General features: G+C 34.7%; 17 protein-coding genes. All 17 read right to left on the reverse strand.

Features of this window, described 5'->3' with window-relative positions:
* The coding region (locus tag QWC74_RS06625) for a glycoside hydrolase family 10 protein (RefSeq protein WP_288993949.1) at positions 1-1,079 on the reverse strand (1,079 nt) is incomplete at its 3' end.
* 231 nt (positions 1,080-1,310) lie between these two features.
* Entirely contained in the window at positions 1,311-2,123 is an 813-nt protein-coding gene (gene spo0A, locus QWC74_RS06630) for a sporulation transcription factor Spo0A (protein WP_006785573.1), read from the reverse strand.
* A 205-nt stretch (positions 2,124-2,328) separates the two neighbouring features.
* Positions 2,329-3,504 carry a SpoIVB peptidase gene (gene spoIVB / locus QWC74_RS06635; RefSeq protein WP_006785572.1) on the reverse strand — a complete coding sequence of 392 codons (1,176 nt, stop codon included), beginning with the start codon at positions 3,502-3,504 and terminating at the stop codon, positions 2,329-2,331.
* 132 nt (positions 3,505-3,636) lie between these two features.
* Positions 3,637-5,322, reverse strand: a complete 1,686-nt coding sequence (gene recN, locus QWC74_RS06640) for a DNA repair protein RecN (RefSeq protein ID WP_006785571.1) — start codon at positions 5,320-5,322, stop codon at positions 3,637-3,639.
* 207 nt (positions 5,323-5,529) lie between these two features.
* Positions 5,530-6,336, reverse strand: coding sequence for a TlyA family RNA methyltransferase (locus QWC74_RS06645; protein ID WP_006785570.1), 807 nt, complete (start codon positions 6,334-6,336; stop codon positions 5,530-5,532).
* Between the two features lie 14 nt (positions 6,337-6,350).
* Positions 6,351-8,219, reverse strand: coding sequence for a 1-deoxy-D-xylulose-5-phosphate synthase (dxs, locus tag QWC74_RS06650; protein WP_006785569.1), 1,869 nt, complete (start codon positions 8,217-8,219; stop codon positions 6,351-6,353).
* Between the two features lie 191 nt (positions 8,220-8,410).
* The gene (locus QWC74_RS06655) at positions 8,411-9,286 is read right to left on the reverse strand and encodes a polyprenyl synthetase family protein (protein WP_006785568.1); all 876 of its coding nucleotides are present in this window, start codon (positions 9,284-9,286) and stop codon (positions 8,411-8,413) included.
* Positions 9,287-9,289: 3 nt separating this feature from the next.
* Positions 9,290-9,517, reverse strand: a complete 228-nt coding sequence (xseB, locus tag QWC74_RS06660) for an exodeoxyribonuclease VII small subunit (RefSeq protein ID WP_006785567.1) — start codon at positions 9,515-9,517, stop codon at positions 9,290-9,292.
* Positions 9,518-9,531: 14 nt separating this feature from the next.
* Positions 9,532-10,875, reverse strand: a complete 1,344-nt coding sequence (xseA, locus tag QWC74_RS06665; RefSeq protein ID WP_006785566.1) for an exodeoxyribonuclease VII large subunit — start codon at positions 10,873-10,875, stop codon at positions 9,532-9,534.
* A gap of 12 nt (positions 10,876-10,887) precedes the next feature.
* Positions 10,888-11,367: a transcription antitermination factor NusB gene (gene nusB / locus QWC74_RS06670; RefSeq protein WP_006785565.1), complete on the reverse strand. Its 480-nt coding sequence runs from the start codon at positions 11,365-11,367 to the stop codon at positions 10,888-10,890.
* 145 nt (positions 11,368-11,512) lie between these two features.
* Positions 11,513-11,884, reverse strand: a complete 372-nt coding sequence (locus QWC74_RS06675; protein ID WP_006785564.1) for an Asp23/Gls24 family envelope stress response protein — start codon at positions 11,882-11,884, stop codon at positions 11,513-11,515.
* 137 nt (positions 11,885-12,021) lie between these two features.
* Positions 12,022-12,855, reverse strand: coding sequence for a Cof-type HAD-IIB family hydrolase (locus QWC74_RS06680; protein ID WP_006785563.1), 834 nt, complete (start codon positions 12,853-12,855; stop codon positions 12,022-12,024).
* A 98-nt stretch (positions 12,856-12,953) separates the two neighbouring features.
* Positions 12,954-13,160, reverse strand: coding sequence for a hypothetical protein (locus tag QWC74_RS06685; protein WP_006785562.1), 207 nt, complete (start codon positions 13,158-13,160; stop codon positions 12,954-12,956).
* 172 nt (positions 13,161-13,332) lie between these two features.
* A complete protein-coding gene (locus QWC74_RS06690) occupies positions 13,333-13,503 on the reverse strand; it encodes a hypothetical protein (protein ID WP_009606431.1) in 171 nt (56 codons plus the stop codon).
* A gap of 124 nt (positions 13,504-13,627) precedes the next feature.
* Positions 13,628-14,149 carry an amidase domain-containing protein gene (locus QWC74_RS06695; RefSeq protein ID WP_006785561.1) on the reverse strand — a complete coding sequence of 174 codons (522 nt, stop codon included), beginning with the start codon at positions 14,147-14,149 and terminating at the stop codon, positions 13,628-13,630.
* A 104-nt stretch (positions 14,150-14,253) separates the two neighbouring features.
* Positions 14,254-15,180 (reverse strand): ATP-binding cassette domain-containing protein, encoded by a 927-nt coding sequence (locus tag QWC74_RS06700; protein ID WP_006785560.1) that lies wholly within the window; start codon positions 15,178-15,180, stop codon positions 14,254-14,256.
* On the reverse strand, positions 15,180-15,933 hold a 754-nt coding region (locus QWC74_RS06705), incomplete at its 5' end, for an ABC transporter ATP-binding protein (protein WP_288993950.1). The genes QWC74_RS06700 and QWC74_RS06705, both read right to left, overlap by 1 nt.

Here is a 15,933-nt window from a genome sequence, read left to right on the forward strand (position 1 = left end):
CCGACAGATTGTTCAAAATTTGATGCCCAAACTCCAAACGGGCTCACACCAAATGCGATACTTTTGCCTGTTTCTCGATTGTATTTACGGATGGACAAGGACAAGGAATAAATCAGTGAATTAACGTTATATTCACGCCACTGCTTAATACTTTGTCCAGGTTGATGATACGTTTCATAGGTCTCGATATCTGGACTCTCATCATTAAAACTTATTTCTTTAGGTTCATCATCTATTATCGTTAGATAGGAATAGGGATAAAAATAATCATCAAAATGAACCGCATCAATCGAATAATTTTGGACCACTTCCATCACACTTTGAATCACGTGCTTTTGGACTTGAGGAAATCCTGGATCTAGGAAAATTTGACCGTCAAAGAAATAAACATATTGTGGATTTTTTTTTGCAAAATGATTAGGAGCTAGGCGATTTAACAATTCCTCTTTAGAATTTCCCTCTTTAGAAATAGAACTTAAGCGATATGGATTAAACCATGCATGAAATTCAAGACCGGCACCATGCGTCATGGTAATCATCCATTCTAATGGATCAAAATCTCCCCAATCAGGCCTTACGCCTTGTTGTCCAGATAAAAATTCACTCCATGGATTTATCTTAGACTCGTAAAATGCATCACCTTGAGGTCTTACTTGAAAAAAGATGGCATTTAGATTTAATAATTTACAATGCTTTAAAATTGAAAAAAACTCACGTTTAAATAACTCTAAATCGAATGTTCCATCTTCAAAAACTGCCTTATTTGGAAAGTCACTATTTCGAACAGTTGTCACCCACACTCCCCGAAACTCATAAATAGGATGAGTTGCATATTGTAAAAAGACTGCCTCTTCATCACTTATCCATGCTGAGCTCCTATTAGCATAATCGGTTACCATCGGCGAATTTGATGATTTGTTTTCTGGTAAAATTTCAACTGGAATATTAATTGACGGAATTCCTGAATTTTGATCAATTGGATAATGATAAAAATCAATCGGATAAAAACTTTGCTTTATTGCATGACAAACTGGACAAGAACAGGTTAAAATCTGATGATTTATATATTTTTCACTCATTGTCTCACGTTTACAAGCCATTCTATTAAAGAGACATAACGTTCATTAGTTAAATTTCCTTATTTAGTTAGCTTGCTTCTCCTTTCTAAGAACAATTAACGATTTGCTTGCTAATTGTTCTTTAGATTTACCACTGCGATAGTATATTAAAAAAACGTTTTAAACGTGAGTTGTTTAAAGAAAAAAATAAAAAAGAGTATTGATTCGGTCAATACTCTTTTTGTTTGATTATTAAGATGCAACTTTATTTTTATGTTCTAAACGAAGTTTATCGGCAATCATCGCAATAAACTCTGAGTTCGTTGGTTTAGATTTTGATACACTTACCGTATAGCCAAAAATATTTGAGATCGCTTCAATATTTCCGCGATTCCATGCTACTTCGATGGCATGACGAATCGCACGCTCAACACGTGAAGCCGTTGTTTTATATTTTTTTGCTACATCTGGATATAATACTTTTGTAATTGATCCTAACAATTCAATATCGTTATAAACCATTTTAATTGACTCACGTAAGTATAAGTATCCTTTGATATGAGCTGGCACACCCATTTCATGTAAAATATTCGTAATTTCAGCCTCTAAGTCAAACTCTTTTACAACAGGGCGGCTTGAGTATAAGGCGTTCACTGATGGTTTTGATGGTTCTACAGCATCAAAACGTACGTTAATGTCACGAATAATTTTAACAATTTTATTAATTTCAAATGGTTTCATAATAAAATATGAAGCTCCTAATTCAGCAGCACGCATCATAATTTTTTCTTGATTGAAAGCTGTGAACATAATGATATGACGTGGACGACGATACATTGAAGGATTTTCACGTAATTCTTCGAGTACGCTCACACCATCTAAATCAGGCATTACAACATCTAATAATAAAATATCAATTTCACGTTGACGTAATGTCGATAAAACTTCATTCCCGTTTCCCGCTACTTCCACTACTTCCATGTCGTCTTGTAAAGAAATATACTCTGAAAGTACAGTAATTAATTCTTTATTGTCGTCCGCTAATAGAACTCTTAATTTACTCATCTCTTGTCCCCCTAATTTTTTACGGTTTATATTACTATTAAATTACAGTTCCTTACATTTTTCAATGATTACTTGTAAATTTTTAAAATATTGTAAATTTTACTTTTTCTATTCGACAAATATTTTTTATCATGTTTTGTCTTTTATTCACAAAGAGCGAATATTCACCTCACAATGTGGAATTTTGTCGAATTTGGGTATTTAGCTAAGCTACATTCGTTGTACTTTGAATATTTAAATAATCAATTCCCGCTTCTTGTAGCATCCACTCAATAAAAATACCATATCCCATCGTCGCATCATGAACTAATACATGAGTAACAGCACCTACAATTTTTCCATCTTGAATGATTGGACTACCACTCATCCCTTGAACAATTCCACCGGTTTCATTGAGCAAGCGTTCATCCGTTACCACGTATTTTAATCCTTTAATAGCTTTTTGTGTTTGAGGATTGACTTCGGTAATGTTAATATTAAATACCTCAACTTTATTTCCATTTAATACAGTATAAATTTGAGCTGGACCAGTTTTTACCTCATTCGCATAAGCAATTGGCATCGGTTCTTTACTAAATGTATCAGCATTTCCCATAACACCATAGATACCGAAGTTATTGTTTTTTTCCAGTGTTCCTAACTTTTGATCAAATAAAATGTCAGCCACTTTTTCACCTGGTCTACCTGTTGCCGCTTTACGAATTGCTGTCACATTGGAGTTTATAATTTCTCCATAACTCACCGTCACTAACTGATTGGTATCTTGATCAATAATTTCATGTCCAAGTGCTCCATATTTCAAGGAATTTGGATCAATAAATGTCAAGGTTCCAATTCCAGCTAACTTATCACGTAGATAAAGTCCCGTCGTGGTGACGCCTTCTGTAGACGTCACCGGATGAACCGTAACATGTTCAATTTTGCCTTGACGATTTACAGTTAAGATCAATTGACCACTATTTTGGCTCAATAATAATTGCTGCTTATAATCATCAACAGTCGTAATTTTTTGATTATTCACAGCTACAATTAAATCACCTTTCACAATTCCTGCTTCTTTAGCCGGATTAATCGCTCCATTAGAGGTATTGACTAAATAAGTATCCACGACGACTAATCCATCTGTTTGAATCTTGATTCCAATGGCATCACCACCCGGAATAAGCATATATCGGTCGACTGAAGCCACTGTGTTTGTTTTTTCGAATCGATGATGAGAAACCTCATAGATTTTTCGTTTTTCATCAATGTGTAAAAGTTGTTCATTATCCGTTTTGGCCCATGCATATTCACTTGCAGGAGCGACAATACTGATTAATGAGAAGACAAATATCAAAAGATTATAAACTTTTTTTAAATTTTTATTAAATTTTTGATTCATATTGCGCCTCCTTTCAACTTTATTCGACACGAACTACAAAATTATTATGGCTCTTTCAATCTCAAATATCTAAAAAAAAGAATTCCAATTTTTCTACTCTAGCGCTCAAAAAAAAGGAATTCTTCATATTTATTAATGATTTTGTAATAATTGTTTCGCATTTAATATTGCCGATTCCGTAATATTATCACTACTTAACATTCTCGCAATCTCATGCATTCTCTCTTCGAGTGTTAAATATTTAACAGACGTAATGGTGCGTTCATTGCGTTCATGTTTAGAGACATGAATATGATAATCTGCGAGTGAAGCAACTTGTGGTAAATGCGTGATACATAAAACTTGTTTTTGTTTGGCAATCTCTTTCATTTTTGCCCCAATACTTGAAGCAACTTGACCACTAACTCCTGTATCGATTTCATCAAAAATAATGGTTGAAATGAATTGACCACGATTCAAAATCGTTTTTAAGGCTAACATAATTCGAGATAACTCTCCACCTGATGCTACCTTGTTTAAAGGTTTCATTGGCTCTCCTTTATTTGTACTTAATAAGAATTGAATATCATAAATTCCATTGATCGTATAAAATCCTTGAATTATTTCATCGGTTTGATGGCGTGTAAAGGCAATATCAAACTGAGTATTAAATAACTGTAAATCATTTAATTCTTGAATCAGCTGAGTCTTAATCACCTCTGAAATTTCTTGACGATGTTGATTCAATACCTCTCCCGCTTCAATTAAGTCCCGATGAGCAGTTTTTAATTCCTCATGAAGGTTTTTCTCATAGTGATCAAAATCCTCAACTTGGGCCAACTCTTCCACAATTTGAGCATGGTAGGTCATGATTTCTTCGATATCCATACGATACTTTCGTTTTAACATTTGCAGTTCATTTAATCGTGATTCAATTTCGTCAAGCTCTTCTGGATAATAATTTAATTCATCTAACTTCGAATTAATCATCATTAAAAACTCTTCTAAGCCATAATAAATATCCGCCATTTGTGAAACAGAAGGTGTTAACTCTTCATCAATGTTAGCAAGCATTTGAGTTTGATTGTAGGCCTCATATAATTTTTCAATGGCACCGCCATCTCCTTTTAAATTATATAAAATTTGAGTATATGATTTATGTAATTTATCCGAATTTAAAATGATATGGCGACGATCTTCAAGCTCTTCTAATTCACCCTTTTTCAGATTGACTTTTTCGATTTCACTTTTTTGAAAAAGAATTAAATCCATTCGCTTTTGAATTTCATCTGCATTTTTTTTAAAATCGAGATACTTTTTCTTCGCTCCGTTATACCCCTTTAAAGCCTTTTGATACGCTTTATTAGCCTTCTCTATTTGATCAGATGTATCAAAGTTATCAATTAATTGATAATTATAATCTTGATTAAATAATCGATGTGTATCATGTTGAACATGAATATCCACTAAATATTGACCAATTTCTTTTAGTTGATTGGCTGTCATTAATTCTCCGTTTACTCGAATTTGGCCATTACCTGAACGTTTAATGGTACGTTTAACAATTAATTGCGTCTCAAATGGAATATCATGTGCGATTAGATAAGATTTTAACGGTTTATTGTTCTCAATTTCAAAAACGCCTTCAACCACTGCCATTTCTTCATGATGACGAATTAAATCGGTTGAGGCACGATCTCCAATCAATAATGAAATAGCATCAATAATAATTGATTTTCCGGCTCCCGTTTCTCCGGTTAACACCGTCATTTTTTGATTTAAATCTAATTGTAACCCTTCAATGATGGCCATATTTTGAATTGATAAATGCGATAACATATAATCACCCACTATATTGTTCAAATTATCTTTATTTTATTCTTATGTCACGATAAGCTATATCTCTTACCAAAATTCATTTCATTTGTTTCACATTATATCAAAAATAGAACATTTGTTCAACTCTCGTTTTTTAAAAAAACAAACATTTGTTTCAAAAATAATAAAAGGAGAGATATGCATCTCCCCTCTTTTCGCTTCTTTTGTTTATAATTGACTATGAGCTTCCGTTACCACATTAATAATTTCTTTTTCAGTAATTAAAGTTGTCAACTGTTCATTGTTTCCAACATGAACTAAAAACTCAATGTTTCCTTCGCCACCTTTAATCGGTGAATAAGTTAATCCTAATACACTTAATTCTAAAGCAGTTAAGAAATCCACAATTTCTTGAATAACTTTGATATGTATTTTAGGATCACGCACAATTCCTTTTTTACCTACCTGATCTTTTCCTGCTTCAAACTGTGGCTTAATTAACGCTGCCACTTGCCCTTCTTTTGCTAATAATTGTTTTAAAACTGGGAAAATGATTTTTAATGAGATAAATGAAACATCGATACATGCAAATTCAGGAACACCATGCGTTAGATTTTCCGGTGTCATATATCTGAAGTTTGTACGTTCCATACAAATGACTCGCTCATCTTGACGAATTTTCCAGTCTAATTGGTTGTAACCCACATCAACGGCATACGAGAGTTTAGCACCATTTTGAAGGGCACAATCTGTAAATCCTCCTGTTGAGGATCCGATATCAATAATAATTTTATCTTTTAAATCTAAATTAAAGGCTTTAATGGCTTTTTCAAGCTTAAATCCACCTCGACTGACATAAGGACAAACGTTTCCTTTTACAGTAATATTTGATTCTACTGGAACCTTTTCTCCCGGTTTATCAATTCGTTGTTGATCCACTAAAACAAGCCCTGCCATGATGGCACGCTTAGCTGTTTCACGTGAATTAAAATATCCAAGTTGTGTCAATAACACATCAATTCGTTCTTTTTTCATTAACTTACACCGACCTATTTCTTTAAGCTACGCATCACTTCTAATTTAACATCTTCGATTGTTAAATGAAGTTCTTCTAAAATTTCTGAGACACGACCGTGTTGAACATAAATATCCGGAATTCCTAATCGGTTGATCTCAACCCTTTGGTTTGTCTCATTGTAATACTCTAAAATGGCTGATCCGAGTCCTGCTATTAACGTTGATTCTTCATAAACAATGATCGGAACCTGTAAGGCGGCTATTTCATCAAGCATTTTATAATCCAACGGTTTAATAAATCTTGCATTAACCAATCCAATGTGAAGGCCTTCTAACTTTAGTTCCTCAACTAATTCAGCTAATTCACTTAAAACCGGCCCCATTGAAACAATGACTGCATCCTGAGCGGTTGCTAACCACTCCCAAGATCCAATTTCAATCATTTTCCACTCATGATAATGAGGATCAACTTGCCAAACATCACCACGTGGATAACGCATTGCAAATGGTCCTGGCGTTTGATAAGCGGTATAAAGAAGATTGTATGCTTCTTCCCCATTACGAGGCATCATCAGTGTCATATTAGGCACTGGACGAAGCATTGCAATATCATAAAGCCCCTGATGGGTCTCGCCATCTGCTCCAACAATCCCTGCTCGATCAATCCCAAAGACAACATCCAAATTTTGTCTCGCAATATCGTGATGAATTTGATCATATGAACGTTTTAAAAACGTCGAATAGATTGAAACAAATGGTTTCATTCCCTGAGTCGCCATTCCACCTGCCATCGTAACAGCATGCTCTTCTGCGATCCCCACATCGATTAAACGATCGGGATAACGCTTGGCATATTCATTTAATGCCGACCCATTAATCATGGCGGGTGTAATCACTGCACAACGTTTATCGTGCGCTGTTAGCTCCATTAACCCATTACTAATCAATTTACTCCAAGAAATTTGATTTTCTTTTTTATCTCCCGCAACATTTCCCGTTCGTTTATTAAATTTTCCAACGCCGTGCCATGTTCCTAGCTTATCTTGTTCGGCAAACGAGAATCCTTTTCCTTTTGTAGTTTTCACATGAATGAGGACCGGTTTATCCGCTTTTTTAGCAAAATTCAAATTCTTTATCAGGTCATTCAGATTATGTCCATCAACGGGTCCAAAATATTTAAATCCTAACGCATCAAAAGGTGTATTTCCAATAAGTAATCGCTTAACACTTCCCTTTGTACGGTGAATCACACCATTTAACACCTGATTTCCCTTCAAAACAGCTTTGACTTGACGTTTTGTATTTAAATATGAATCTGTTGTTCGAATCGTTCCTAAAATATTATGTAAGGCTCCGACATTCGGTGAAATTGCCATCTCATTGTCATTTAAAATGACGATTAAACGCTTATTCGTATGTCCAATATGATTTAAAGCTTCATATGCCATTCCTCCTGTTAATGAGCCGTCACCGATAATAGCAATGACATGATAATCATCTTCATTTAAATCTCTGGCGTAAGCCATTCCAACTGCAGCTGAAATAGAGGTAGAGGCATGACCAGTTTCCCAGCAATCATGGCTTGACTCTTTTCGCTTTGGAAAGCCTGACAGCCCTTTATACTGTCTTAATGTTGGAAAATCCTTTGCTCTTCCTGTTAAGATTTTATGGATATAGCTTTGATGTCCTACATCCCAAATAAATTTATCTTCTGGTGAGTTAAATACCTTATGCAAAGCAACGGTTAATTCAACCACCCCGAGATTTGATGACAGATGTCCACCTGTTTTAGATAACGAATCGATTAAGAACGTACGAAGATCCTTACAAAGAATTTTCAATTGTCGATTCGATAATTGTTTTATAAACGTAGGATCTTGTATCTCCTTGATGTTATACATCTCTATCACTCCAACCTCATTTTCACCTTTATTATTAATCTTTTCTTCTCAAATATAACCATATTTGATTTTTATTCTATCATCATACCACACTTCGACTTTTTTTCCCACCAGTAGCCATCCATTATTCATTATAAATGAAGATAAATCGTCAAAAAAAGGACGATTAAGTCTAATCGCCCCCATTTTTATTAAGCTTGACGGTCTTTAATGTAATCGGTAATAGCTTCTAAGACAGCTGTTGAAACTGGAAGGTTATGTAAGATTACTTTAGCACACTTAATTTCTTCTTCTAACATGTTTTTTGCCTCTGTTAAAGACGTTAATGACACATAAGTGCTCTTTCCATTTACTAAATCACTTCCTACGTTTTTTCCTAACACAGCTGTACTACCTTCAACATCTAAAATATCATCTTTAATTTGAAAGGCAAGTCCAAGATGATACGCAAATTGTTTCAACTGGTTAATGACTTCATCATCAGCCTGCGCAATAATCGCTCCTGCTACAATCGCAAATTCGATTAATCGCCCCGTCTTATTCACATGAATCTGTTTGAGTTGTTCTAAAGACACTGCTTTAACTTCAGCTTCCATATCAAGAACTTGACCTGCTACCATTCCCATAGGTCCAGAGGCTAACGATAATGCTTGAATCAACGATAATCGTTGATTTGTCGTCAATCGTTCGTCTTCTGCAATGACTTTAAAGGCATGTGTCAATAGACTATCACCTGCTAAAATAGCTGTTGCTTCACCAAAAACAATGTGATTGGTTGGTTTCCCACGACGCAATGCATCATCATCCATTGCAGGTAAATCATCATGAATTAAGGAATAAGTATGAATCATTTCAAGTGCTGCTGCGACGTGATATCCTTTTTGTGGTGCGAGGTTAAAAGATTCTAACACAGCAAATAACAGAATAGGTCTTAATCGCTTCCCTCCTACTTTTAACGAGTAAAGCATCGATTCTTTTAATTCTGATGGGATAGGTTCTGATTCAATTAAGTCAAACATGACCTTTTCAAATGGTTTTTTATTCGTTTCAATATAAGTTGATAACATGAACTATTCCCCCGGAATCTCGAAATCCGTGACATTTCCTGATGAATCAACTAATTTTGCAACTTCTGCTTCAATTTTTTGAAGCTTTTGGTGGCATTCATTAGATAAAGACATTCCTTGCTTATACAGCTCGATTGAACGCTCAAGTGGTAAATTTCCAGCTTCTAGCTGACGAACCACTTGTTCTAATTGACTTAATGCTTCATCAAAATTCATTTTTGGTTCACTCACTAAGATTCACCCTTTCACATCGATTTTATTTCATCAACCTCTGCAACAAATGATCCATCATCAAAGGCAACGGTTACTTTTTGTCCCACACTTACTTGTGAAACACTCGTCACCATTTCGTTTTTTTCATTCGTTGTCACCGTGTATCCTTTTTTCAAAATAGACATGGGATTAAGCATGTCGAGTTTCGTTAAAAGTAATCCATAGTGTTGTTTTTGATTTGCTAACTCTTGATTCATTCCACTTTGTAAAGCTTTAGACAAGTATTCGAGTTGGTGTTGATAATTCATCACTCGTTGCTTTGGATTGTGTTGAATCAATCGATTAGAATGCATCATTAAAATTTGTTGACGTTTTCTCAGTTGTTGTTGTAATTGGTACTGTAGTTTATCATTTAACTGACTGACATAAACTAAACGTTGCTCAAATAAAGCATGAGGATTTTTCATAATATAATGATTCGATAGCTGTGAAAGCCATTGCTTTTTTTGTTCGAATTGAACATTAAAATTGTGATTTAACCTCACATTTAGTTGATTCAAGTGTTTTAAAACATCTACGACATTCGGAACAGCTATTTCTGCTGCTCCTGTCGGTGTTGGGGCACGATGATCTGCGACGAAATCAGCAATCGTAAAGTCCGTTTCATGACCCACGGCAGAGATAATTGGAATTTTTGATTCAAAAATGGCTCTGGCCACAATTTCTTCATTAAAAGCCCACAGGTCTTCAATTGATCCACCACCGCGCCCCACAATTAAAGTATCTACTTGTTTGAGTTCATTTGCTTGTTGAATACATTTAACGATTGAAGGTGCTGCTTGTTCTCCTTGCACCAGAGCCGGATAAACATACACCTTCACAAGGGGAAAACGCCTTTTAATGGTCGATAATACATCTCGAATCGCCGCCCCTGTTGGAGAGGTAATGACACCTATCGCATGAGGAAAAGGGGGGATGGGCTGTTTAAATCTCGCATCAAACAATCCTTCCGCACCTAAACGTTCTTTCATTTGAGTAAAGGCAACATATAAATTTCCAATCCCATCTTCCGTCATTTCTTTTACATACAAAGAATACGATCCGCCAGCCTCATAAACAGCAATATGTCCTTTTACAACGACTTGCATCCCTTCTTTTGGCATAAATGAAACTTGCGAAGCGGCACTGGCAAACATCACCGCATTAATTTGAGCTTCATCATCTTTGAGCGTGAAATAAAAATGCCCTCTGGAATGACGTTTAAAATTTGAAATTTCACCCTTTAATAATAAGTGTTGTAAATTTTTATCATAGTCAAATTTTAATTTAATATATTTGGTTAATGCTTTGACGGTTAATGGTTGCTTTTGCTCCAATTGACTCACACCCTATGCAATATGTTTACTAATTTGATCTAAAACTTTATTGTTAAAGCTACGTGCTTTTCCATCTCCTGTATCTGAGAATTCTTTCGTTAACTCTAACGCCTCATCAATAACAATTTTCTTTGCTGTGTCTTGACAATATTTCATTTCATATGTCGCAAGACGTAAAATAGCTTTATCTACTTTATTTAAACGTGATAGACTCCATCCACGAAGGTTATCATTAATGATTTGATCTAACTGCTCTTTATGTGTTAATACCCCGTTAACTAACTCAAAATAGAATTCATCTAATTTAAAAGTTTGTTCCATTTGTAATGCTTGATGAGGTGTCACTTCTTCGGCCATTAATTCAATCGCCTCTTCTTTTAAGCTTTCCACCATTAATTCAATATTTTCAATGGCTTCTTCACGTGTCAGTTGCCCCACTTCCATTTGATATAATGTTTGTACTGCAAATTGACGTATAACATGACGAATCACAAAAATCCCTCTTTCTATTCAAATCTTCTAAGTTGCTACTTTTATATTGTATACTATTTTCTACAATTTCAACTATATATCTTATCACATTTATGAACAAAACGTAGAAAAAAATAAAATAAACCACCAAAAGTGGTTTATTTTACTAGTCAAAATCAATCGATACGACATGAACATAAATTTCATGTGTTTTAACTGATGTCATATGATAAATCATTTGATGAATATTTTTCTGAATTTTTTCAGCCACCTCATTAATGGTATATCCGGCTTTAATACTCACATAAACATCAATCGTTAACCCTGATTCATCAAATTCTACTTCAACACCATTACGATGTTTTTTACTATTAAAAGTATCTGCGATGGATTGTGAGATACTTTCAAACATTTTTGAAACACCTTCAATTTCTGCTGTTGCATTATGTGCAATCACTTCAAAAACTTGTGAATGGATTTCAATACTTCCAATTTCTTGATTTGGTTCATCGATTCGATAGTATTTCGAAACCGCCATAAACATCCTCCTCCACTACAACGCGTTACTAATATAATACTATAGTTTATGCACTTGTGCAAATAGTATCCATTTCTATCCTGTATTTTTCATCTCTGCTAAAAAGGCTTGGTTTAAGATTAACCAAGCTCTTTTAATTATTGATTATTTTGATGATAACGCTCTTGTAAATATAGGGCTATGGCATCTTCGTTGTGATGACCAATCACACCTGTCGCAATTTTTTTAATCTCAGGAACCGCATTTGCAGGAGCATATGCTTCATCCGCCTGTTCAAACATTGGTAAATCATTTAAATTATCTCCGAATCCAATGATTTTACTAAAGTCTGCATATTTTGCTAACGCTTTGATTCCATTTGCTTTTGAGGCATTTGCACTATATAATTCCATATAGCCAAATCCCTCTGTACGTGTTTTATAATATGTTGCACTCACACCCTCAATGAATTGAATTTGACGATAAGCCTCTTCGATTAACTCAAGCTTATCAAAGACTAAAATATTTACGATTTGTTCATCTTGAATATATGGTGTAAAGTCTTGAATTTGTTTAAATGTTTTCAATGGTTTATCACAACGACCTAAATAAAAGTCTTGTGCGACTTCATTGTTAATTTCACGGTAATAAACACTTAATTGATCATCCTTAATTCCATAAATCATCGGCTCTAGTTTTAAGCTATCAAAAACGGCTAAAACAGACATTGTGGTATCTTTTGCTAAATCCACAATCTCCAAGTATTTTCTATTTTTTAAATCGAAAATCCCCACGCCATTCATAATGGCAATTGGCATTTCAATCTTTAATCCTTCTAGTAAATCAATAACAGTCGCATGTGTACGGGCTGTTGCGACGGTAAACTTCACCCCTTTATCTATTAAATCATTAATAATTTGGCGTGATGTCTGTGAGACTTCGCTTTGCTTATTTAATAAAGTCCCATCTAAATCTGATACAAATAATTCCATGTCCTCACCCTTTCTTCATGTCGTCAATTTTTATTATACTAGAAAATGACAAAAAACGCTATGACCAATCTCATAGCGTTTTTTACTATTTCCTCGGTTTAATGCTTATGTGAACAATGACATCTTGACTCTTCTTGATCACCCTGTGATTCTTTTTCAGTTGGGTGATTGCAATCGGCTACTTTATTCGTTGATACCCACTCATTACTAAACTCGGTTTTATCGTGATACTGAGTAGCTTTAACAGCTGCTTTTTGCCCTGCCCATTGATTATTACCTTCACATTTTTTCGCTTTTTGACTCATCATTAACACCTCACATTTTCTTGTCGAATCTCGACACTCTTATTATTTGTGTCTAATTCAAAAAAATGTCTGTTAATTTCATGTGAATCTTCCATTTTCAGAGTTTACACATAAAAAAAATGAGACCTCTATCTGTCTCATTTTTCTTGCCAATTTGATAAATTCTAACTAACTAGCGGCAATTATTTTTAGTATTTGATTGAGAAGCTAATTTGTTTGTTTGGTTTTTTGCATTTGTATTGGCAAAGTCATTTGCGAATTCTACATTTGCATTTGTTTGGTTTTTAGCTTGTGCATTTGCTTGGTTTTTTGCATTGTTTTTTGCATTGTTATTATTTCTCATGATTAAGTCCTCACTTTCAAAATCTTGTCGACTTGGTCGACTATAGTATTATGACTTTATCTCACGAAAACATGTATGAATTCAATTTGAAATATCTTCAAATTTCAATAAAAATAATCCAAAATTACCAATCATAATAACCTACTATTTTAATAAAACTTAAAATTCCATCTTTTTGAGACAACGGAAAATCTAATAAGTCATATGAGTGTTGACAAACTAGATAATCAATCAATTGACCATTTTTATCAAAAACACGCGCTGTGACCATCATGGTATGAGTAATTTCACCATTCACTGTTTTTTGGACTAAATCTCCAAGTTCTAACTCTTCATATTGACAAGGTTTTGCATAAATCCCATAATTCTGTGATAATTCTCTGTTATTATTCAAGATGTAGTTTTTCAAAGGTCTCGCTGAGGTCCAGGACGGAGTTCGAGACTGGTCACTATACCAGTACCATTTTTGTGTAACATCTCGCCCATTCACATCAAAAGGAATTTCTCCTGCATGTAAACATTGTGAAATAAAATTGGTACAATCTCCTCCATAATTTTCATAATCATGGTAGAGTGGATTGCGTCCTAATGCCCATTTTCTTGCATAATCAATGGCCTTTTGCCGATTATATTTCTTTAGTTTCAATCTTATCCCCCCTTCTTTACTATATCGTATTCCCTCTTCTTGTAATTGTTAAAAGCAAAAAAAGTCAGCTACAAACACATGTAACTGACCTTTAAGACGACCCTTTATTTAACTTTAGCATTCTTTTTATATTCACGCGCTTCCGCTTCATTTGCCCATACGAAGTGTCCTGTTTTAATTTCAGTCCACTTAGGTTTATCAACCGTATAATCATGCTCTTCGCCTGTGTAGACAATTAATTGCTTATTTTTTTCAAGACGAGGATCGGGAATTGGAATCGCTGATAATAAAGATTTTGTATACGGATGAAACGGATTTAAAAACAATTCTTCCGCCTCAGCTAACTCTACAATGCGTCCTTTATGAATAACCGCAATTCGATCAGAAATAAATCGTACCACTGATAAATCATGCGCAATAAATAAATATGTTAAGCCTTTGTCCTGTTGTAATTTTTTTAGTAAATTTAACACTTGCGCACGAATTGAAACATCTAGAGCCGAAATCGGCTCATCCGCAATAATAAACTCTGGCTCCATGACGATTGCACGGGCCATTCCAATTCGTTGGCGTTGTCCTCCTGAAAATTCATGAGGATAACGCGTGGCATGCTCTGGAAGTAATCCTACGGATTCAAGTGCTTTAATAACTTTTTGTTTCCGATCTGCTTCATTTTCATACATCCCAAAGTTAATTAATCCCTCGGAAACAATGTAATCAACGGTCGCACGTTCATTTAATGAGGCAGCGGGATCTTGAAACACCATCTGAATATTTTTAACAATGTATTTATTCATATCTCGCGTAATTCGTCCATTAATTTTTTTCCCATTAAATAAAATTTCACCTTTTGACGTGTCGTTAATACGAATAATCGCACGCCCAATGGTTGTTTTTCCTGATCCAGATTCTCCAACTAACGAGAAGGTTTCTCCTTTATAAATATCAAAATTCACATCTTTTACTGCCACAAAATCTTTAAATTTAATTTCTAAATCTTTGACCGATAATAAAACTTCACGTTCTCTCATTAGTTCACCCCTCCGTTTGCGCCCTCTCCATAAATTGCCACGAGTTTTTCATGTAAATTTTGTAACGTTTTTGGCATTTCCGTTTTTGGCGCACGCTCATCACGTAACCACGTTTTAGCAAAATGAGTGGGCGTAATTTCAAAAAATGGTGGTTCTTCTTCGAAATCAATTTGCATCGCAAACTGATTTCTTGGGGCAAAGGCATCTCCAATAATCTCATTATAAAGTGATGGAGGCGTTCCATTGATAGAAAAGAGCTCATTTCCTTTAGTTCCAAGTTGTGGTAATGATGAAAGTAACGCCCATGTATACGGATGCGCTGGCTCATAGAAAATTTCTTCAACCTCTCCATATTCAATAATTTGCCCTGAATACATCACAACGACGCGATCTGCTACATTTGCGACCACACCTAAGTCATGCGTAATATAAATCGTTGTAAATCCATACTCAGCTTGCAAATCTTTAATTAACTGCAAGATTTGTGCCTGTATCGTGACATCAAGAGCCGTTGTAGGTTCATCACAAATTAATATTTTAGGTCGACAAGCCAAAGCAATGGCAATGACAATCCGTTGGCGCATTCCCCCTGAATATTGATGCGGATAATCTCCAAATCGTTTTTGTGCATCTGTAATTCCAACACGTTTCATTAAATCGATGGCTTTCGCTTTTGCTTCTACTTTATTTAGTTTTTGATGCTTAACGATTACTTCTGCAATTTGAGAACCAATCGTTCGAACCGGATTTAAA

Source organism: uncultured Turicibacter sp. (assembly GCF_938044715.1).
Classification (GTDB): domain Bacteria; phylum Bacillota_I; class Bacilli_A; order MOL361; family Turicibacteraceae; genus Turicibacter; species Turicibacter sanguinis.